Annotated in this window: 23 protein-coding genes; 16 read left to right on the forward strand and 7 right to left on the reverse strand. The window is 43.3% G+C overall.

From position 1 onward, the window contains the following. The first annotated feature begins 10 nt into the window (after positions 1 to 10). The 3 genes from H6G17_RS11250 to H6G17_RS11260 all read left to right on the forward strand — a co-directional run bounded on the left by H6G17_RS11250 (position 11) and on the right by H6G17_RS11260 (position 3,074). Entirely contained in the window at positions 11 to 1,411 is a 1,401-nt protein-coding gene (locus H6G17_RS11250; protein ID WP_192157113.1) for an ABC transporter substrate-binding protein, read from the forward strand. Positions 1,412 to 1,453: 42 nt separating this feature from the next. Further along, entirely contained in the window at positions 1,454 to 2,293 is an 840-nt protein-coding gene (locus H6G17_RS11255) for an ABC transporter ATP-binding protein (protein ID WP_192157115.1), read from the forward strand. Between the two features lie 163 nt (positions 2,294 to 2,456). Further along, a complete protein-coding gene (locus H6G17_RS11260; protein ID WP_192157118.1) occupies positions 2,457 to 3,074 on the forward strand; it encodes a universal stress protein in 618 nt (205 codons plus the stop codon). A 293-nt stretch (positions 3,075 to 3,367) separates the two neighbouring features. On the opposite strand, the gene H6G17_RS11265 is transcribed toward H6G17_RS11260, so the two are convergent. From H6G17_RS11265 to H6G17_RS11275, 3 genes are all read right to left on the reverse strand, one after another. After that, positions 3,368 to 4,153: a methyltransferase domain-containing protein gene (locus H6G17_RS11265; RefSeq protein ID WP_192157120.1), complete on the reverse strand. Its 786-nt coding sequence runs from the start codon at positions 4,151 to 4,153 to the stop codon at positions 3,368 to 3,370. A 562-nt stretch (positions 4,154 to 4,715) separates the two neighbouring features. Further along, positions 4,716 to 5,489 (reverse strand): DUF1350 family protein, encoded by a 774-nt coding sequence (locus tag H6G17_RS11270; protein ID WP_015153643.1) that lies wholly within the window; start codon positions 5,487 to 5,489, stop codon positions 4,716 to 4,718. A gap of 26 nt (positions 5,490 to 5,515) precedes the next feature. Beyond that, complete coding sequence (locus tag H6G17_RS11275) at positions 5,516 to 6,301, reverse strand: transglutaminase family protein (RefSeq protein WP_192157122.1); 786 nt, start codon at positions 6,299 to 6,301, stop codon at positions 5,516 to 5,518. 93 nt (positions 6,302 to 6,394) lie between these two features. Here H6G17_RS11275 and H6G17_RS11280 point away from each other — a divergent pair, with 93 nt between their 5' ends. After that, entirely contained in the window at positions 6,395 to 6,688 is a 294-nt protein-coding gene (locus tag H6G17_RS11280; RefSeq protein ID WP_192157124.1) for an antibiotic biosynthesis monooxygenase, read from the forward strand. Positions 6,689 to 6,715: 27 nt separating this feature from the next. Here H6G17_RS11280 and H6G17_RS11285 read toward each other — a convergent pair whose 3' ends face one another. Beyond that, on the reverse strand, positions 6,716 to 7,327 hold the full coding sequence (locus tag H6G17_RS11285) for a hypothetical protein (RefSeq protein WP_192157126.1): 612 nt from the start codon (positions 7,325 to 7,327) through the stop codon (positions 6,716 to 6,718). A gap of 292 nt (positions 7,328 to 7,619) precedes the next feature. On the opposite strand from H6G17_RS11285, the gene H6G17_RS11290 reads away from it, so the two are divergent. Then, positions 7,620 to 7,880 (forward strand): PD-(D/E)XK nuclease superfamily protein, encoded by a 261-nt coding sequence (locus H6G17_RS11290; RefSeq protein ID WP_192157128.1) that lies wholly within the window; start codon positions 7,620 to 7,622, stop codon positions 7,878 to 7,880. Here H6G17_RS11290 and H6G17_RS11295 read toward each other — a convergent pair. Next, positions 7,877 to 8,734, reverse strand: a complete 858-nt coding sequence (locus H6G17_RS11295; protein ID WP_192157130.1) for a DNA adenine methylase — start codon at positions 8,732 to 8,734, stop codon at positions 7,877 to 7,879. The genes H6G17_RS11290 and H6G17_RS11295 overlap by 4 nt on opposite strands. Before the next feature lie 8 nt (positions 8,735 to 8,742). Between H6G17_RS11295 and H6G17_RS11300 the strand changes: the two genes are divergently transcribed. The 6 genes from H6G17_RS11300 to H6G17_RS11325 all read left to right on the forward strand — a co-directional run bounded on the left by H6G17_RS11300 (position 8,743) and on the right by H6G17_RS11325 (position 12,534). Next, entirely contained in the window at positions 8,743 to 8,889 is a 147-nt protein-coding gene (locus tag H6G17_RS11300) for a hypothetical protein (RefSeq protein ID WP_192157132.1), read from the forward strand. A gap of 119 nt (positions 8,890 to 9,008) precedes the next feature. Next, positions 9,009 to 9,215 carry a DUF751 family protein gene (locus H6G17_RS11305; RefSeq protein WP_015153636.1) on the forward strand — a complete coding sequence of 69 codons (207 nt, stop codon included), beginning with the start codon at positions 9,009 to 9,011 and terminating at the stop codon, positions 9,213 to 9,215. A 182-nt stretch (positions 9,216 to 9,397) separates the two neighbouring features. Further along, complete coding sequence (gene rbfA / locus H6G17_RS11310) at positions 9,398 to 9,817, forward strand: 30S ribosome-binding factor RbfA (RefSeq protein WP_106166943.1); 420 nt, start codon at positions 9,398 to 9,400, stop codon at positions 9,815 to 9,817. A gap of 517 nt (positions 9,818 to 10,334) precedes the next feature. Then, positions 10,335 to 10,781: a DUF732 domain-containing protein gene (locus H6G17_RS11315; RefSeq protein ID WP_192157134.1), complete on the forward strand. Its 447-nt coding sequence runs from the start codon at positions 10,335 to 10,337 to the stop codon at positions 10,779 to 10,781. Positions 10,782 to 10,976: 195 nt separating this feature from the next. Beyond that, positions 10,977 to 12,149, forward strand: a complete 1,173-nt coding sequence (locus tag H6G17_RS11320; protein ID WP_192157136.1) for a M20 family metallopeptidase — start codon at positions 10,977 to 10,979, stop codon at positions 12,147 to 12,149. Positions 12,150 to 12,276: 127 nt separating this feature from the next. Beyond that, entirely contained in the window at positions 12,277 to 12,534 is a 258-nt protein-coding gene (locus H6G17_RS11325) for a hypothetical protein (RefSeq protein ID WP_106166946.1), read from the forward strand. Between the two features lie 23 nt (positions 12,535 to 12,557). Here H6G17_RS11325 and mgtE read toward each other — a convergent pair whose 3' ends face one another. After that, complete coding sequence (gene mgtE, locus H6G17_RS11330) at positions 12,558 to 13,958, reverse strand: magnesium transporter (protein WP_192157138.1); 1,401 nt, start codon at positions 13,956 to 13,958, stop codon at positions 12,558 to 12,560. A 547-nt stretch (positions 13,959 to 14,505) separates the two neighbouring features. Here mgtE and H6G17_RS11335 point away from each other — a divergent pair. Together H6G17_RS11335 and H6G17_RS11340 are read left to right on the forward strand one after the other, a co-directional pair. Further along, positions 14,506 to 14,715, forward strand: a complete 210-nt coding sequence (locus H6G17_RS11335; RefSeq protein ID WP_192157139.1) for a hypothetical protein — start codon at positions 14,506 to 14,508, stop codon at positions 14,713 to 14,715. 98 nt (positions 14,716 to 14,813) lie between these two features. After that, positions 14,814 to 15,842, forward strand: a complete 1,029-nt coding sequence (locus H6G17_RS11340; RefSeq protein ID WP_192157186.1) for a hypothetical protein — start codon at positions 14,814 to 14,816, stop codon at positions 15,840 to 15,842. A 35-nt stretch (positions 15,843 to 15,877) separates the two neighbouring features. Here the strand turns inward: H6G17_RS11340 and H6G17_RS11345 are convergent, their stop codons facing one another. After that, positions 15,878 to 16,717 (reverse strand): carbohydrate ABC transporter permease, encoded by an 840-nt coding sequence (locus H6G17_RS11345; RefSeq protein WP_192157141.1) that lies wholly within the window; start codon positions 16,715 to 16,717, stop codon positions 15,878 to 15,880. A 196-nt stretch (positions 16,718 to 16,913) separates the two neighbouring features. Here H6G17_RS11345 and H6G17_RS11350 point away from each other — a divergent pair, with 196 nt between their 5' ends. From H6G17_RS11350 to H6G17_RS11360, 3 genes are all read left to right on the forward strand, one after another. Continuing rightward, positions 16,914 to 17,609 carry an aldehyde oxygenase (deformylating) gene (locus tag H6G17_RS11350; protein WP_192157143.1) on the forward strand — a complete coding sequence of 232 codons (696 nt, stop codon included), beginning with the start codon at positions 16,914 to 16,916 and terminating at the stop codon, positions 17,607 to 17,609. A gap of 166 nt (positions 17,610 to 17,775) precedes the next feature. Further along, positions 17,776 to 18,813: a long-chain acyl-[acyl-carrier-protein] reductase gene (locus tag H6G17_RS11355; RefSeq protein ID WP_192157145.1), complete on the forward strand. Its 1,038-nt coding sequence runs from the start codon at positions 17,776 to 17,778 to the stop codon at positions 18,811 to 18,813. A 157-nt stretch (positions 18,814 to 18,970) separates the two neighbouring features. Further along, on the forward strand, positions 18,971 to 19,951 hold the full coding sequence (locus H6G17_RS11360) for an acetyl-CoA carboxylase carboxyltransferase subunit alpha (protein ID WP_192157147.1): 981 nt from the start codon (positions 18,971 to 18,973) through the stop codon (positions 19,949 to 19,951). The last annotated feature ends 79 nt before the right edge of the window (positions 19,952 to 20,030 follow it).

A 20,030-nucleotide genomic window follows, 5' to 3' on the forward strand; every position in this document is an offset into this window, starting at 1 on the left:
ACAAATAACCATGAACAACTGGACGCGACGCGAGTTTTTAGCAGGAATAGGCGCGACAGCGGCGGGAATGTCGCTGGGTGGTTGCGCGATTAGCGGCGACAGAAGCGCCACAGGACTTACAGCAGAAGCCGCAGCGATCGAACAAATTGTCGATCCGAAAACCTTAGAAAAACCAAATTTGACCGTAGGTTACGTACCAGTCAACGACTGCGCCCCATTTGCGATCGCTTGGCAGAAAGGATTTTTCCGCAAGTACGGACTAAATGTCAAACTCAACCGCGAAGCTAGCTGGGGAACTTCGCGAGATGGCATCATCTTCGGACGTACCGATGCTGCTCCCGTTGTCAGCGGCGCTGTCACCAACGCCAGGACAGGGGCAGAAGGCGCACGTCATGCTCCCCTGTGTGCGGCAATGACGATCCACCGTCACGGCAACGCTATGACCATGAACCGCGCCATGTGGGATGCAGGTTTGCGTCCCTGGCGGGAGTACAACGGCAATCTAGAAGAATTCGGGCGCGATTTTCGCAATTATTTTGACAACCTGGCTTCAGAGAAGCGAGTCTGGGCAGTCGTGTTGAGTTCTGCCATCTACGAATATTTCGTCCGCTACCTCTCAGCGGCGGCGGGTGTCGATCCAACCAAAGAATTTCGGATTATCATCATTCCTCCCCCCCAAATGGTAACGAACGTGCGGATTGGGGCGATGCAAGCTTATATGGTTGCCGAACCCTGGAACACTCGCGCCATTACAGGAAATGAGGGTGTAGGTTTTACCTTTGCCCAAGGTAAAGAAGTGTGGCAAGGACATCCAGATCGATTGCTGGGGGTGATGGAAAGCTTTATTACCAACTACCCAAAAACATATCGATCGCTAGTTAAGGCAATGATTGAAGCCTGTCAGTATTGCGGTAGACCAGAAAATCGGGAAGAAGTTGCTAAAGTCATTTCACAACGTTCCTTTACTGCGGCTAAGCCGAAATTGACCCGCGCTGCGATCGTTGGAGAGTACAACTATGGTGGTTTCGATGACAAAAAGCGGCTGGTCAAAGCACCGGAAACAACAGTCTTTTTCGATTATCCCGCTCACCTTGCCACAATACCAAACGACCATTCCACCTTTTTATGGCAGTCTCAAAGTTTGTGGTTAATGACTCAATCGGTACGGTGGGGACAAATCCCAGAAGTTCCCAAAAATGCCGAAGCTGTAGCCCGAAAAGCATGGAGAACCGATTTATACCGCGACATCGCCGCCGAAATGGGAATTGAATGTCCAAAAGAAGATTACAAAATAGAACCAGCCACAGCTTTTCTTGACAAAAAAGCCTTCGATCCTAGCGATCCAGTGGGATATCTCAACAGTTTTGAAATTAGAGCAAATCGCCCAAAATCTTTCTTTTTGTCTAGTTAATAGTAGTTAGTAGTTGGTATTTTCCCTACTCCCTATAATCTTATGACCAAATCCACAAGTTTTTATCCTAACCAAAACGAACTTGACTATAATTCTCGTAACTTCCTAGAAATTAAAAACCTCGTCAAATCTTATCGCAATCCTAATGGCAGTGAATTCGTCGTGCTAGATGGCATCGATCTGACTATAGCGGAAGATGAGTATATTTCTATTATCGGTCACTCTGGCTGCGGTAAATCAACTCTACTGAAAATTGTGGCTGGGTTAGAAAAAGCTACTGCCGGATCGGTAAGGCTGGAAGGGAGAGAAATCCGCAAACCAGGCGCAGAAAGGATGATGGTGTTTCAGCAATATTCCCTATTACCGTGGTTAACAGTACGGGAAAATGTTAGGCTCGCAGTAGATGAAGTGATAAAAAATGCTAGCCGTGCCGAAAAAATTAGCATTGTGAACGAACACTTAGCAATGGTGAATTTAACAGCGGCAGCAGATAAGTATCCTGATGAAATATCGGGAGGAATGAAACAGCGAGTAGGAATTGCACGAGCTTTAGCAACTCGTCCGAAAATGTTACTAATGGACGAACCTTTCGGAGCGCTAGATGCTCTCACTCGCGGGAAATTACAAAGACAAGTCTTAGATATTTGGGAACATCAGCGACAGGCGGTGATGATGATTACTCATGATGTAGAAGAGGCAATTTATATGTCCGATCGCATTGTTTTAATGACAAATGGTCCCAACGCTAAAATTGGCGAAATCATCGACGTTCCCTTTCCTCATCCACGCGATCGCCATGCCATGCGACATTCAACAGAATACGTGGAATTGCGCGATCGCGCTTTAGATTTTCTCGATCGCTATTTCACCCAAGACGAATAATTTGTCAGAAGTCAGGAGTCAGAAGTCAGGAGTCAGAAGCTAGAAAAATGTATATCTATCTAGATTCTCCCTTGTCCCCCTTGTCCCCCTTGTCCCCCTTGTCCCAATTTTGAATGCGTGAATTTTGAATTTTGTCTCCCTCCACTTACCCAAAGGAAAAACTGTGAACCTCAAACCCATTCTGGCGCGGCTGCAAAATGCTCTAGGTAGTCAAGACGTACACAACCTGATTTTGCGGATGCCAACAGGATATCAAACTCAGAATAATACATCCGAGCGATCGCTAAATTTAGTTGTCGGTTATGACGGTTCTCCTGACAGCCAAGCAGCGTTAGATCTAGCTTTATTAATTGCTCATCAAACTCGCTTGGCGACTCAAAACCAAGTCACAATTCACGTTGTTTATGTCTTAGATGAAGTACAAATAGAGTTACTGACTAAAATTTATAGTTCTAGCTCCTCAAAAGCTTATCGTCGAGAACAAAAGAAATCTGTACCTGTTGCCACTTTCTCTGGAACTCAGGCACTCGCAACTAAATCTAAAACAGTTTTGTTAGCACAAGCAGACGAAATTTTATGGCGAGCGCGATGTTTAGCTGAAGCATGGAAAGGTACGTTTGTAGCTCATCTACGATTTGGTTCTTTAGCTACGGAACTCAAAAATATTGTAGAGACTGAAACAGCAGACATACTGCTGTTAGGTTGTCGTTCTCAAAATAGTCTAGTGATTCGACAGTTAGATCCAAGTCTTCCCTGCGCGATATTAGGAATTTCTGAATAAATGCATAAAATTTATCCAGCCAGAAGTCTAATATGTTTTTAGGAGACTTTTCAAACTTTGCGAGGATAAAAAAATATGAGCGAAGTTAAAAAAGTTGCGATCGTGACGGGAACAAATCGCGGTTTGGGTTTAGAAACTTGCCGTTAATTAGCAAAACAAAATATTAAAGTTATTCTAACTAATTGTGTGGCTGGCAACTTTAGCGGATGATGAATCCACAAGCAGCTTTTTCCGCGATCGCCAACCGATAGAGTGGTAATCTGAACTTATGGCGATCGCATCCGCTCTCTATATTATTGCTCTGATTTGACTGCCCTCGCGCAAACAATCAGCGGGAAACGCGGATCGTTATATTCCAATTTCGCCTTAGCAAAATCATAAGCTACCATGCCTCGGAGTTCTCCAGCAGCTACAAGAGAATTTCCATAAGTTTGTATGTCGATTTGTTCGGCAAGAAAAGATTTAGCTAAGATGTAGTGCAAACCGCGAGCTGTAAAGCGCCAGTATTCGGGATAGGCAGGATAATTGATTGTAATATTCGGTACGGCAATCAGTAATACACCCCCTGGCTTCAAAATACGATGCATTTCTGAAACGATTTTTTCTGGTTCTGCAATTATGTGTAAAACATACGTACAAATGATACAGTCATAAGTATTACTGGGTAGATCGTTTGGTTGAGTTAAATCGGCAACAATAGTTGCATTTGGAATATAATCCTTGTTTAAAACATCTAGCTTGGTAATCTGCTCCCTAAACTGAGATGTATAAGTATCGTCTTGAAATTCTAGGCAATCACCTTTAATATCTGCCGCCAATTTTTGTAAATACCAATCTAAATAAACGCGATGAGCGCTAACTCCTCTCTCACACCAGTTTTCTGCTAAAGGCTGCACGCCTGTCTGTAGTAGCTCTACTCTTGTTTTGAGCATAAATAAAGGTTTTAATGCTTGCTTGGCAGATTGCTTAAAACTCTTTGGTAGCAGTTGTTTTCCATTATTAAATGTTTTCTTGAGCTGCTCAGAAAAACCTTTTCTCTTAGGTGGAAAAAGCTGTCCAATACTATCAAATTGGCTCACAATCTATCTCCTTATACCTGATTAAAATGGCTACACTTTTAGATCGCTAATATCAGAAACCTAGCGATGTTAAAGAATGTATTTATCAGCAATAATGTACTTGAAACTTAAAATTGATAAGCTGACAAGTCAACTCCGTTCGTATGAGTTGCAAAGCTCTAATTCAGCTTAAATTCGTATTATAGAGTGCAATTCTATAGCTACAAATCTTGTGCGATCGAGCTAAGGTATATATCAATTCGCAACATTTTTAACTCTGTATGTCAGGTATATATGACTAGAGTTATTCCAACTTATAAAATTACTATTATGGTGGCGTAAGTAAAATTTGCATATCTGTGCGCTGGTTTAGAGATAAATACTGCTGTAATGTAGGAGCAATTTGCCTATATGTTAATAAGTTAAAAACTGCATAACTTTAATTCCTCTATCGCTAGGTGGAAACACAATTAAGTATAGACAATAATTTTATACGTGATTAAAAAAGCTGAATTTAACTGACTTTATATGTATGCAACAGAGGCGCGATCGAATCTATAGTATTTCTACACACCGATCGCCATCACAACATAGAAACGGGATTAAGCCACTGTACGATTGTTTGTCTTAGCTGTCTTAAATCGCGAGAAAACTCTTGCTTAAACCACTGTCCTACTGCATCGAGAGGTGTAAAGTTAGAACCAGTTTGCCATTGTAGGTCTTGACTTAAAGGCGTGGTATGAGTACCGCTGAGGGTTTTTAATGTCACCATCCCCGGAAAGCGTTGATGCAGCAACTTCACCAAAGCTTCAGACTGATCGATCGTGTCATTGGTAAACTTGATCGCTAAGTTGCGGCGAACTTCGTAACGAGTTTGCAACAGAGTATTGGTTTCCAGGGGTGAAGGAGTAAACTCGACAGAGAAGCCTGGATTAAAATTCAACTGCTGTACTAAGGGGATAGCATCTCGCGCCGCATAATTATTGAAAGAAATGAGGATATTACCAGCGCGTTCAACATTGAACAGACTGCCAATCAATAGATGGAGTTTACACCCCATACTATGCCCTACACCGTAAATTGGTAAATAGCGGCTGCGGAGGAGAGATTTAGCGTAAAGTTGTCCGATCGCGTTTTCAAAACCGTTCAGTACCGAGCGGGCGATCGCAGTATGATCTAGAGTGTTGACAAACGGCGTAGCAACGACAACGTAATTTTCCTCAGCGAGTTGTTCTAAGAGCCAGCGATACGTCAGTTGAGGTGCAGTAGCGACAAACGCACCGCCTAAAAAATGCACGATCCCGATTTGTTTGTGGGGAACTAAAACCCAGTTCCCAGCAATTTCTTTCCATTCCATGAGCTTAGGGAGTGGGGAGTAGGGTTTTAGGTATTAGCTTTATCTACCCAAACTTTCATATTCTTCAATTGTACTGCACCAAATTGGGTAACTAAGGCAACATCTGCCGCATCTCGTCCATAGGCGATCGCAATTCTATTACCCCTTGGTTCTTTTTGGGTAGCATCAAACGTATACCAACGTCCACCTACAAACGTTTCAAACCATGCGTGCAGATCCATCGGATCTAACTCGTAAAGATATCCTACTACCATCCGTGCCGGAATATTCAAACTGCGGCTTAAGGCAATACCCAAATGGGTAAAATCGCGACAAACCCCTACTTTTTGCTCGGCTGTATCCACAGCAGAAGTAGAAGCATCGCTCGTACCGTAGCGATATTCTATATTTTGCTGAATCCAACTGCGAATCGCCTCTACTTGATCGTATCCAGGTGCAGCATCGCCAGCAATCTCATTTGCTAAATCTCCCAAGCAATCTGCTTGACAATAGCGACTGGGTAAAAGAAATTGCAGCGTACCTTCCGGTAAATCCTGTACCAACACATACGGCGCGCCTGGTTGAGTATCAATTTTATCTGCGGTGTCTACTTCAGCTGTAGTTTGTACCTGAAATGAACCTGGAGGCGCTACCATTCGCTGACACAAATTACCATAACTATCGGTATACTCTATAACTTGTGCGCTGGGTTCGATGATGTATTCCTCTCGCATCACCCATTGTCCCAATCCACTGCGAGGTCTAAGCATGAAAATGAGTGGAGTTGGCGCGTTGACTTCATATGTAATTTGACACCCTGCACTCAGTCGCATTCCTACCTCCTAGTGACTTAGTTTATAAGTCTTTACATATATGATAGTTAGTACAAAAACTATATTATTAGCTAGCTTCTTAGGAGGTATTTTATGATTCTTGAGGCAGTAATGCTGAATGTCAAGTCAGAAATGGAAAGCGATTTTGAAGCAACTTTCATACAGGCTTCCAGAATTATTTCCTCTATGAATGGGTATTTATCCCACGAATTACATAAATGTATAGAAATTAAAGGGAAATATTTATTACTTGTTAAATGGAAGACTTTAGAAGCTCATACAGTTGAATTTAGAAAATCTCCTGAATATCAACAATGGAAAAAACTACTACACCACTTTTACGATCCATTTCCAGTAGTCGAACATTTTGAAAAAATTCAACCGTAAGGTGGGCATTGCCCACCTTACTATTGCCTACTGAGAAGAACTTTCGCTTGTAGTTGTATCTTGACCTAACGTACCCTCAGCAGGTGGTGTTTGAGATTCGGTAGTAGCACTGTTATTCTGTTGAGGTTGAGTTGTTTCAGCTTCAGTTTCAGGCTGTGTAGGAACGGGAGTTGTCGTGTTTTCGTTCTGCTGTGGAGTAGATGCTGGCGATTGCAGAACTGGAACTGGAACTTCCTTAATTCTCTCAATTATCGTTTGTTTTTCCGAACTGCGATCGACCGTAGAAGATTCTGTGTTTGGTTTGTCGCTAGGTACGGGAACGAGAACAGGTTGTGGTGTCGATGTAGATGCTTGAGGGGATTGATTCAAATACCAAATGACTCCCGTACTCAAAGCTGCAATTGTTGTTAGCAGAATTCCTAAAAGCAAACCTCTCGCTGCATTTTCATTATCTCTTACAGTTGATGCTCTCTCTTGAGTGCTGCGTTCTGCAACTCGCCCATGTACGTATCCGTGTTGATAAGAATCATTAGATTCAGTCGTTTTTGTCACATTAACATGGGTGTTACCGTTAGCATCTTGATAAGACTCTTGACGCACTTCACGGTTATAGCTATTGCCTGGGTTTAGATTAGACATGATTTCAATAAAACTCCTTTCAAGTAATTTATTGTGTTATTTGCTACTTGAGTTTAGATAAAATCAGCATAATCCCTGAAATCAAACGAGTCACTCTATCCCCAGAAGGGATCTCTTTCAAGCTATTCCTCTATCTTGAGAAGGATTATTCAAGAAAAAGCTGAGATTCCGTAATTTCTAGTAGTTGCGTTGTGTCTTTATATTTTTGTAGTTAGACGCAGTTTGATAATTAGAGCTTTTACATGGGAATCATAAATTGTAGAAGACTTACAAATCTAGATTCAGGATAAAAATGACACAAGGTGGTAGAGCAAATAAATCAGGTAATGTGTTAGAAAAAAATGTTGAAGCAACCTTATTAGCACACGGATACGTTCAAGTAGATAAGAAATTACAGAGAAAAAAACTCTTGCCAAGCCTGCTCACCTCAACTAATCTATCTAAAAGATATGCAAGACAGGTTTACGTAGGACAAGGAATATATGGTACTGATATTTATGTAGCAGTTCATACACTCTCTAGTTTTATTAGTTGGGCTAACAATCATCTTTAATATGAAGTTACTAATAACTCATTAATTTTTCCTCTTCTCTCAGCTTTAGAATTAATAGCTCTGGCTGCTAAAACTTTGTGAATTTTAAAATCTTGATACAATTCTTGAATGAAAGAACAATCAGAGTTAGATAACATGACCTCAACCCCACGCCGAGCTAATTCTGCAAACGTATCTCTCAATTTAATCTGATCGTTTTCATTAAAAGAGTAACGACTATAACCCGTGAAACTACTAGTCTCGCTCAGAGGATGATAAGGTGGATCGAAATAAACAAAATCCTCTGCCGTTTTAGCAAATTCTAAAATAGCGTCAAAAGGTCTAACTTCTATTGCTACAGATTGAAGAGAATCTGAAACTAAACGTAATAACTCTACATTACAAATAGTAGGATTTGTATATCTCCCCATTGGGACATTAAATTCGCCTTTGGAGTTTTCACGGTATAATCCGTTAAAACAAGTTTTATTCAAATAAATTAATCGCGCTGCCATTTCCACAGGCGTTCCCGTGAACTGCGATCGCACCCGATAATAATAATCGCGATCGTGCTGCTGTTGATGCCGTGCCAACAACTCAATTAATTCCTCAACGCGATCGCGCACGCAACAATATACATCGATCAATTCAGGATTAATATCTGTCAGTACTGCTGGAAACTTTTTTGTAGGGTTATTATTTCTAGCCACTCCATATAAGTAAAAAAAGACTGCCCCTCCTCCCAAAAATGGCTCGTAGTACGTAGCAAATTTTTGAGGAAAGTAAGGAATATATTGAGAAATCAACTGGCTTTTACCACCTGCCCATTTTAAAAACGGACGCGGAACGCTTAATTGGAGTGACTGACGTAGCATTCAAAGAATTGAGTAGTGAACAGTTATCAGTTATCGTAGGGGCGGGTTTTGACCAAAAATTTATAGCATTAGTTGTGAATCTATTTGCTAAACCCGCCCATACAGTTATCAGTTATCAGTTGTCAGTGGAACCAGTGGAACTAGTGGCTAGATGAAGATCCGGCGACTAGCTACTCACAAATGACCAATGACTAATGACCAATAACAAATTGCTATAGAATAAACGTAATTCACATGAAAAAAATTTAACAGCTAGACAAGGCTTATAAATCAAATGTTTGATGGCTTCTGGGAAAACGTCTCTCGCTACCCCCGCTACTTTGTAACGATCGTCTTGGGGATTTTCTTAAACGCCATATCTCCATTGACTCCCCTATTTAAGCGTCCCACAACCGCGATCGCGATTGTCGGTATGTTTGTTGGGTTATCTTTGTTCGTCCTATTTACCCTCCGCGCTATGTTGGGCTTAAGCCCGTCTTAATAAAATGGTGAAGTATCGCGAGAATAAGCATATAGCCGATCGCCAACTTCTCAAGCAAATGGAATCAATATTATAATCTTTTGCCTGCTGCCTTCTTGCAATAGCTAATAGACTAGAAAAGTTGAGTAGAACCATTGGTTGGCTCTACTGATTTGATTCAAGTATGAGGAAGGGTTATTGTTATGGCTACAAGTCGCCGCGTGGATCGCGTTGCTGAATTAATCAAACGCGAGGTAAGTCAGATGCTATTAAATGGCATCAAAGACGATCGAGTCGGTGTAGGTATGGTTAGCGTTACCGATGTAGACGTATCCGGCGATCTACAACACGCCAAGATCTACGTATCAATATATGGTTCAGACGATGCTAGAGAGCAAACTATGGCAGGCTTAAAGTCAGCTACAGGGTACGTTCGCCGAGAGTTAGGGCAAAGAATCCGTCTCCGCCGCACTCCAGAAGTTGTATTTCACGAAGATCGTTCGATTGAAAGAGGAACAAGAGTGCTGTCGCTGATTAATCGGCTCAACCAAGATCGCCCCGCCAATCTAGAGCCAGACTACAAGGAAGAAGAGATCGAAGTCTCCGCCGAGGATGAAGCGTAACCTACTGATATCAAAATATGTGAGGGGCATATAGCTGTGTGTCCCTACCTGTGCTTTTCGATCTGGGAAATGATGCATAATTTGCTATCTTGCGCTACCCTATGCCGATATAGATCGGGTTCTAAGTTGATGTACATATAAAGTTTATGTAGATTTAGCGATCGCCGCTAAAGTCCAGTAGCTTTACCTATCAATCCGGTATATAAGAACTTACTCTAAAGCTAAATTAAATCTGAAATGAGATACGATACCGTACATTCTCTGTATTTGGCGTTTTTCTATCTCAAGGTAGAAAAGATTGCCGAACTTGCCCTTTGTTGCTAGAACCCAGATGCAGCCAGCGCTGAATTCTCTTAAGGATCTTTTTAGAAAATATTCAGTTTCAGAAACCTAGTCTGAGTCAAGGTTTGGAGTAATCTTAAAAAAACACCAAAAAATTTAAGATTTTTTTTATAATTCTGTTAGATCGTCACCAAGGTTGGGCATAACAAATATAGAAATCTATCTTGGTAACGTTATGAACTTCCGCCTCAATGCAACCATCGCTGCTGCTGCTATTGCTCTAGTTTCTGGTTTCCAATTTCAAGCTTTTGCCTCCGAACCAGATTACCTCTGCTTCGTTACCACTGGTGCGGGGGAAGTGCTGGACTTATCTCAATCCCTATGTGCTGAAAAAGGTACAAAATCGACAATCGCAGCTCTAGACAAAGCATTTATTGAAGCTTATAAACAGCAAGCCATGACGCACGCTGACGTGCGCGATAACTTGATCTCTAATATTCAGCAATCTCCAGAAGCTAATATCGCAGCCGCAAAAGGCGTTTGTAACGACTTAGAAGCCGGAATTACCCTAGAGGAAATTCAAGAAGCTCAATCGGAAGAGCATGAAGCAAAAGCAGATGAGGTCAATTCGGAAATCGTCAATAAACTAGCTACACAGTACTACTGCCCAAGCGTGCAGTAAACCTATTCATCTATCGATCGATAAAATCAAAGTGCGATCGCCAAACGTCAAGGCATGTCAGCAGATCGTCACATAATATTTCCTCTCAGACACAATTTGACTGTTGAATCTGTATATATCTGCTCAAGTAGTCACGAACTGCTCGTCTTATCTTATTTATGATGGGGGAAAGTTGATTATATATATAAATAGTCAATGCTTACCCAAATCAAAGACATAGCCCTAAAGTTAGCGCCGCGTTTAATTGAAATTCGCCGCCATCTCCACAGTCACCCAGAATTAAGCGGTCAAGAGTATCACACATCTGCTTATGTTGCTGGTGTCCTTTCGTCTAGTGGAGTTCATGTAAAAGAGGCGGTTGGTAAAACAGGTGTATTAGGAGAAGTGCAGGGACATGGTAGCGATCGCCGCTTATTGGCAATTCGTACCGACATGGATGCACTACCCATCAACGAACGCACGGGATTAGAATTTACTTCCAGAGCGACAGGTGTGATGCACGCCTGCGGACACGATGTCCACACCACCGTAGGACTTGGAACTGCTATGGTTCTTTCCGAACTAGCATCCCAGTTACCAGGTAACGTGCGGCTGTTGTTCCAACCAGCAGAAGAAACTGCTCAAGGAGCCAGTTGGATGATTGCTGACGGGGTGATGGAAAATGTCTCGGCAATTCTATCCGTACACGTCTTCCCTTCCATTCCCGCCGGAAAGGTAGGTATCCGCTATGGGGCGCTAACAGCAGCAGCAGACGAGTTAGAAATTACTATTATCGGTGAATCGGGGCATGGGGCGCGACCCCACGAAGCGATCGATGCTATTTGGATCGCCGCGCAAGTCATTACCACCCTGCAACAAGCCATCAGCCGCACGCAAAACCCGTTGCGTCCAGTGGTATTGAGCATCGGACAGATTACAGGTGGTAGAGCGCCAAACGTCATTGCCGACCAAGTAAAATTACTTGGCAGCGTGCGATCGCTCCATCCCGAAACCCGGACTAATCTACCTGGGTGGATCGAAAAAATTGTCGCGAATATTTGCCACTCCTACGAAGCGCAATACGAAATGAGCTATCGCCCAGGAGTACCAGGGGTGCAAAATAATATTGGTCTGTCCCAAATTTTACAAACAGCCGCAGAAGAGGCTTGGGGAAGCGATCGCGTTTTAGTTTTAACCGAACCTTCCCTTGGTGCAGAAGACTTTTCACGCTATCTCGAACACGCTCCTGGTGCTATGTTCCGTTTGGGGGTAGGATACGAAGATCGCACGAACTATCCCCTGCACCATCCTCAATTTGAAGTGAACGAAGCTGCGATCGTTACTGGTGTCGTCACCCTTGCCTACGCTGCGGTGAAGTATTGGCAATAGGAGAAGTCGGAAGTCAGAAATCATTCTCCCTGCTCCCTGCTCCCTAACAACTGACTTAGGAAAGATGCAGCCATATCCACAGATTTGCTACTTTAACAAAAAATACCGAGACAGTAGTAATTAAAATATGGCATCACCTACACCACTGCAAGGTACTGAATTAGTTGACTGTGCGAGAGCAAACGCTAAGCAGGGAATTGAAACTGCTGCCCGTCAGTGCGGTTTTGGTGAAGATTTAAATGGTTTTTCACAAGCGCTCAAGCAAGCCTGCGAAAGCATGAATTTACAAGTGAAGGAACTGAGCGAACTCATTACCGATGACGAGATGATCCTTCAAATGGGTAAAGGGGAAATTGTTGCACCCGATAGTGCTTCGGAACTGTGAGCGGGGATTAGAAACTGGGAATTTTAGACCCGTAGAATGACTCTTGCCAAGTTGAAATAAATCAAAACTCCTAATACGTCAACTGCGGTTGTGATAAACGGCGCTGACATCAAAGCTGGATCTAAGCCTAGTAAGCGAAATAAAAATGGTAATGCAGAACCAGAAACAGAAGCCAAAACAGAAATTGCGACAAGACTGGCTCCCACGGCGATCGCTACCGATAAGTTTCCTTGTAAGAAAAAAGCCCAAATCGTGGCGATCGTTCCCAACATGGAACCCAGTAACAATCCCGCCAGTGCTTCTCTAAAAACGACTTGTGCTGGTCCTAACGCCCTAATCTCATCGGTATTCATCCCGCGAATTACCACAGTTGAAGACTGCGCCCCTACGTTACCACCAGTCCCCGTTAGGAGTGGGATGAATGCTGCTAGTGTCACGACTTTCTGTAAAATCTCTTCTTCAGCTTTAATAATTGTGCCTGTAACGGTATTTGTAATTAGCAAGACAAATAACCAAACAACTCGCTTGCGAGCAATGGAAAATAAATTACTTTGAAAATAGCCATCGCCCCCTGACTGCACGCCTCCACCTAAGGCGTAGATATCCTCTGTTGTTTCCTGTTGAATAATATCAATTACGTCATCTACAGTAACGATGCCTACAAGTCGCTGTTCGCGATCGACGACTGGGACAGCGAGAAAGTCGTAACGCTGAATTAATCTAGCTACTTCTTCTTGATCGGTATCTGTATGCACGCAGATAGCATCACGGGTCATAATTTCGCCAATCGTTTCTTGCGGATCGGCAGTGACTAAATCGCGTAAAGATAAGGTTCCCGTCAGCCTTCTCGCTGCATCGGTGACGTAAAGGTAGTAAATAGTTTCTGTATTTTTAGCTAAATAGCGAATGCGTTCCAGGGCTTGCGTGACGGTCATTCCCTCTTTCAGAGAGATTAACTCTGGGGTCATGATCCGCCCTGCTGTTCCCGTTTCGTAGCCTAATAGTAAAGCGGTAGCTTGCCGTTCGGAAGGGCTGAGTTGTTCTAGCAAGCGATTGACAATTTTAGCGGGGAGTTCGTCAAACAAGCGAGCGCGATCGTCTGGCGACATTTTATCCACGATATCGATCACGTCTTGACGCTTGAATTCTTGAACGAGTGCTTCTTGTACGCTATGGTCGAGATATTCGTAAACTTCGATCGCCTCGCTTTTGGAAAGCAAGCGAAAGGCAAGTACTTGCATTGGTTCGGGTAAGCCTTCAATGGCTTCGGCAATATCAGCAGGCTGTACCGGAACCAAAATGGCTTTAGCTCCCTGTAAGTCTCCCTGTTCCAGTAGGGCTAGCAGTTGAGTACGTACAAGGTTGCGTAATTCTCTACGAGAGAAGTTTTGCAGGGTCGAGGATGGGTTGTTACGATCGGTCAATAGCCTATCCTCCTATAACAGTCAAGTGAACGTGCTGCCTTTAGTCTAGGTGACTGTGGCAGCTACCAGATCGAAGCATACTATTTTTCGGCTCGATGTTTTAGCGCGATCGCTTACTAATGTAGGTTAAGTAGCCACGATCGCTTTTTAATTTTCGCTAATCCTGTCCCCAAGCACATCACCTTGCTGGTAGAGAAGGTTGGGCGATCGTGCGATGGTGTGAAGAGGATAATGTCGCGCAAAGACGCAAAGGCGCAAAGGGTAGGGTGAGTTTTCTATACCGAACAAAAAGAAGCAAAGCAGTGTCTCTTTTTCACTTCTGAGATATTGCAGTGCTTATAGGCAACATAGATCATTTTCTGGAATTGAATAGAGTCCAATTGAAGGAACTCTATGTGAGGCTTCATCGTCTCTATAGGTGTTTCCTCTGATAGATATTGCCTGATATCTAAGTAGAACATTTATTCAATGGTTGTTATTTATACTTAAAAAAATCTGATTTTACTGTATACTTAATTTAATAAAGTAATGAATATTATCAATTTTTATGCTCAAAAAACAACAAGTAGCAATTGCTACCATATTAATAATGTTATCGATTATACCCGCTTACAAGGCAAAAAGTAGAATGGGGGTTAATATTTTGCCAGGTTCCCACACCCCGAATTTGGTAGAAAAGTTGACGAGAGGCAAGTTCAAAGCTGAGTGGGTAGATCGAAACTGGTTTCGTCGTCCCGATTTGCCTTTCAACAGTTAGCGCGACGCAGATGAAAGGAAAGGGGAATACGAGCTACTCATGCTCGACTGGTCGTGTAATAATAAACGGTCTGTGACCAGATCGTTCGCCTTCTCATGCTGCAATCCTCCGATTCTACTGACGACTTAGCTGCTGTCTTAGCAGAGTCAATCGATCTAAATTTTGAACTGCCCGATCCTGAAGACGAAGAAATTTCGGAACATGATTTTCAGCAGCAGCTAGACAATGCTTGGCTAGTTTGCGATCGCTTCGATCTACAGACAGAAATCTGGCGGGGCAGAATTTTAAGGGCGGTGCGCGATCGCGAGAAAAAACAAGGAGATGCCCGTGGGAGTGGTTTTCTCAACTGGTTGAAGGCGCGGGAAATTAGTAAAAGTCAAGCATACTCCTTAATCGAGTTAGCTAATAGCGCCGATACGCTAGTAGAACAAGGGCATTTAGACCCTAATGCCGTGAGATGCTTTAGTAAACGAGCGTTTATCGAAACGGCAAAAGCGGAACCAGAAATTCAACAATTAGTCACTGATGCAGCGAAACGAGGCGATCGCATTACTCGCCGCGAAGTGCGTCAGCTATCAGATGAGTGGATGGCGATGTCGTCCGAACTCCTCCCCGAACCCGTTAAAGTGAAAGCTTCAGAAAACGCGCTTCCACCCCGCTATCTTGCGCCTCTGGTGAAAGAAATGGAAAAATTACCAGAGTTTCACCAAAAGGAATTGCAGAGGGAAATTGCGGCAAATCCTGACGTAGACACGATTAAAGAAGTGACGACGGAAGCAAAGTACCTGTCCAAATATATTAATGCTGCTACAACCGTCCAAGCCCTAAATAATGACGATGTAGATTTAGAACGGGCGATTCAGGAAGCAATACGAGTTGGCTGTATTAATGTCGCGGCTGACTTGGTAAATCAGGCATCGCAGTTAGAACAAACCATAGCTAAACTTTACGGTACTTGGAAGCGGATTGGTAGTTTAGCCGATCGCCTGTATGTAGATACGGGGGCGAGTACTCCCCACTTGCGATCGCTTTTGAGTTGTCTCGAACCCCTCGGTGGTGAAGTGATGGAAGTCAGTTTAGGTGGAGATAACGAACGCACGATCCGCTTGCAAATTAGCGAGGAGTAATTTTTTCTAGAGACGTTACATGTAACGTCTCTAGATTAATTTTTGATTCCTGTCGAAGCGATTCCCTGAATAAATTGTTTCTGTCCGATCAGAAATATTAATATGACTGGCAAGGTGGCGATCGCGACTGCTGCCATTAGTAAAGACCAGTTATTAGTAAATTGTTCTTGAAACTCAGATAGTGCTAATTGAACCGTCCGCAATTCTGGGCGCGTTGTGAAGACAAGTGGTTTAAATAAATCGTTCCACTCACCGATAAATGTAAACAAAAATAATGTTACCAAAGCCGGACGAGATAAAGGCAACATTACCCGCCATAAGATTTGCAGGCGGTTCGCCCCATCGATTGCTGCTGCTTCTTCTAATTCTATGGGAATAGTTTGAAAATACTGCCTGAGTAAGAAAATTCCAAAACCGTTTACAGATGTAGGTAGAATTAAGGCTCCATAGGTATTAATTAAATGTCCCCATTTGAGGACGAGAAAGATAGGAATAACTAATAACTGAAATGGAATGACCAAAGTTGCCAAAACAACCAGCAGTAATGCTTGTCGTCCTCGGAATTTCAATCTTGCTAAGGCATAACCCGCTAAAGCTGAAGTCGCGATTTGAATTCCAGTCACGGCTAAAGCTACCAGCGTGGAATTAGCAAATGCTAGCAAGAAATTTGCTCGCTGCCACGCTTGTTGGTAGTTTACCAAAGTCCATCCCGATCGCGTTAACAAATCGGGTGTTGAGCCAGACGGTGCAAAGGATGTGAGGAAGACAATTCCCAATGGGAGCAAGACAATTACCGCTCCCAGGCTCAGCACTATAAAACTAAGGGATGGTATAGAGAAATTTTTATGTTTGGCATTTACATCTTTCTGAAGCATGAATTGTTCGCTTTCCTCTATGCTTTTATACCTAGAGGTGATATTCTCCCAAATGGACTCTATTTTGCTGCAATAGATAACAGATCCCCTTGGGATTTGTTAGGTTTAATTTTAATTATTGTTGACGCTGATGCATAGAGCTAAAGAGTCAACCGCAATCGACAAAGCTGATTTACGCCAATAGGAGTGAACGACTATGCAGCAAGTTGCTGCCACCTCCGAAATCGATTTCCACAGCGAAACCTATAAGGACGCATACAGTCGCATTAACGCGATCGTGATCGAAGGGGAACAAGAAGCCTACGAAAACTATATTCGTTTGGCTCAAATGCTACCGGACTTCAAGGATGAGCTGATTCGCCTATCCAAAATGGAGAACCGCCACAAAAAAGGGTTTGAAGCCTGCGGGCGCAATCTCCAAGTTACACCGGATATGCAATTTGCTCGCGAGTTCTTTTCTGGGCTGCATCAAAACTTTCAACAAGCAGCATCAGCAGGACAAGTCGTGACGTGCTTGTTAATCCAATCGCTGATTATCGAGTGTTTTGCGATCGCGGCTTACAACATCTACATTCCCTGTGCCGATGACTTCGCCCGTAAAATTACTGAGGGCGTTGTCAAAGACGAGTATACTCACCTCAATTTCGGTGAAGTTTGGCTGAAAGACAACTTTGAACAGTCCAAAGCCGAACTAGAAGCAGCCAATCGCCAAAATCTCCCGATTGTCTGGCAAATGCTGAATAAAGTCGAGGATGATGCTCGGGTTTTAGGCATGGAAAAAGATGCTTTGGTGGAAGACTTTATGATCCAATATGGTGAAACTTTTGCCAACATTGGCTTCTCCACCCGTGACATCATGCGTCTATCCGCCTACGGACTGCAAGCTGTTTGAAATAGGGGTTAGGGACTAGAGTAGGAAGTCGCTAGTAGCTAGAGTTGCTTGTTCCCTACTCCCTGCTCCCTGCTCCCTTTATGTAGTATTTTTAAGATTAAAGATACAAAAATTCTCATCCACCCGCTCTGCTTTGTCAGAGCTACCAGTTTGACATCCGTAATACATGTTTGGTCTAATCGGTCACTTAAACAGTCTGGAACACGCACAGTCGGTAGCAAAAGAATTAGGCTACCCCGAATATGCCGATCAAGGACTTGATTTCTGGTGCAGCGCACCACCACAGATAGTCGATGATATCAAAGTTACTAGCGTCACTGGACAGCAAATCGAGGGCAAGTATGTTGAATCTTGCTTTTTGCCAGAAATGCTTGCCACGCGACGGATTAAAGCTGCAACGCGAAAAATCATCAACGCAATGGCGCACGCTCAAAAGCATGGTGTTGACATTACAGCTTTAGGCGGCTTTTCTTCGATTATTTTTGAAAATTTTAACTTGCAGCAGATCGAACAAGTCCGTAACGTGCAACTGAGATTCGAGCAGTTTACGACGGGTAACACTCATACTGCGTACATTATCTGTCAGCAGGTGGAGCAAGCAGCAAAGCAGTTGGGAATTGACCTCAATCGAGCCACTATTGCCGTTTGCGGTGCTAGCGGTGACATTGGTAGTGCGGTTTGTCGCTGGTTAAATACTCGTACCGACGTAGCAGATTTATTACTGATTGCCCGCAATCAAGAGCGTTTACAAACATTACAGGCAGAGTTAGGACGGGGTAAAATCTTAGACTTAGAAACTGCCCTACCGCAAGCAGATATCGTCGTCTGGGTGGCAAGTATGCCTAAGGGAATTGAAATCGATACCCAGATGTTAAAACAACCCTGTTTGATGATTGATGGTGGTTATCCTAAAAATCTGGCAACAAAAATTCAATATCCAGGGGTTTATATTCTCAACGGTGGCATTGTCGAGCACTCTTTGGATATCGACTGGAAAATTATGAAGATTGTTAACTTCATGGATGTACCAGCTCGTCAGTTGTTTGCCTGCTTTGCTGAATCAATGCTACTGGAATTTGAAAAGGTCTACACGAACTTTTCTTGGGGACGCAACCAAATTACTGTGGCAAAGATGGATCAAATTGGTCAAATGTCTCGCAAACACGGCTTTCGCCCTCTACTATTTGAGAATTTACCAGTTTAAAGGATTGAAGAGTAAGTCAAAAGTTAAAAGTCAAAAGTCAAAACTGAGGAGTCAGAAAACAGAAGTCAGAAGTCAAAACTAACTGGTCACCGATAACTGATAACTGAAGACTGACTCACCACTCCCCACCCCTCGCTACTCACTACTCACTCCTGAGATGGCAACAACCGAACGCAAAACTTTACTGTTAGATTTTGAAAAGCCACTAGTCGATTTGGAGTCGCGCATCGACCAAATTCGAGAGCTAGCAACAGAAAATGGCGTTGACGTGTCGGAAGAGATTCGCCGATTAGAAGCCCGCGCTCGCCAATTGCGCCAGGAGATTTTTAATAGTTTATCTCCGTCGCAAAAATTACAGTTAGCAAGGCATCCCCGTCGTCCTAGTACCTTAGATTACATTCAAGCTATTAGCGATGAATGGATGGAGTTACACGGCGATCGCCGTGGGAGCGATGATTCTGCTATAGTTGGTGGCGTAGCGCGCCTTGCAGGGCGACCGGTCGTCATCTTAGGCAATCAGAAAGGACGCGATACGAAAGATAATATTGCCCGTAATTTTGGGATGGCTTCCCCTGGTGGCTATCGCAAAGCTATGCGGTTGATGGAACACGCCAACCGCTTTGGAATGCCAGTCTTAACTTTTATTGATACTCCAGGGGCTTTACCCACAGTCGCAGCTGAAGAACAAGGAATCGGGGAAGCGATCGCCTATAATTTACGCGAAATGTTTAGCTTAGACGTACCGATTATTTGTACCGCGATCGGTGAAGCTTTTTCTGGTGGTGCTTTGGGTATTGGTGTCGGCGAACGCCTGCTGATGTTTGAACACGCAGTTTATACTGTCATCACTCCCGAGGCTTGTGCTGCAATTATTTGGCGAGATGCAAGTAAAGCCGCTCAAGCTGCTATGGCATTAAAAATGACAGCAATCGATTTACAAAATTTAGGTATTGTCGACCAAATTATCCCAGAGCCAATTGGCGGCGCTCACTCCGACCCTCTCAAAGCCGCGATCGCTCTCAAGCAAGCTTTGCTACAACATTTAGAAGAATTAACTCAACTTACCAGCCAACAGCGCCGTCAACTACGGTATCAAAAATTCCGTCAGATTGGTGTTTTTACCGAATTTGACTCCTAAGTTCTGTCAGAAGATGAAGACGGAAAAGATGGTGATATAATCAACAAGGGGTGTAAAGATTTTTTACAACCTCTCATTT

This window comes from Chroococcidiopsis sp. [FACHB-1243], assembly GCF_014696895.1.
Taxonomy (GTDB): Bacteria; Cyanobacteriota; Cyanobacteriia; order Cyanobacteriales; family Chroococcidiopsidaceae; genus Chroococcidiopsis.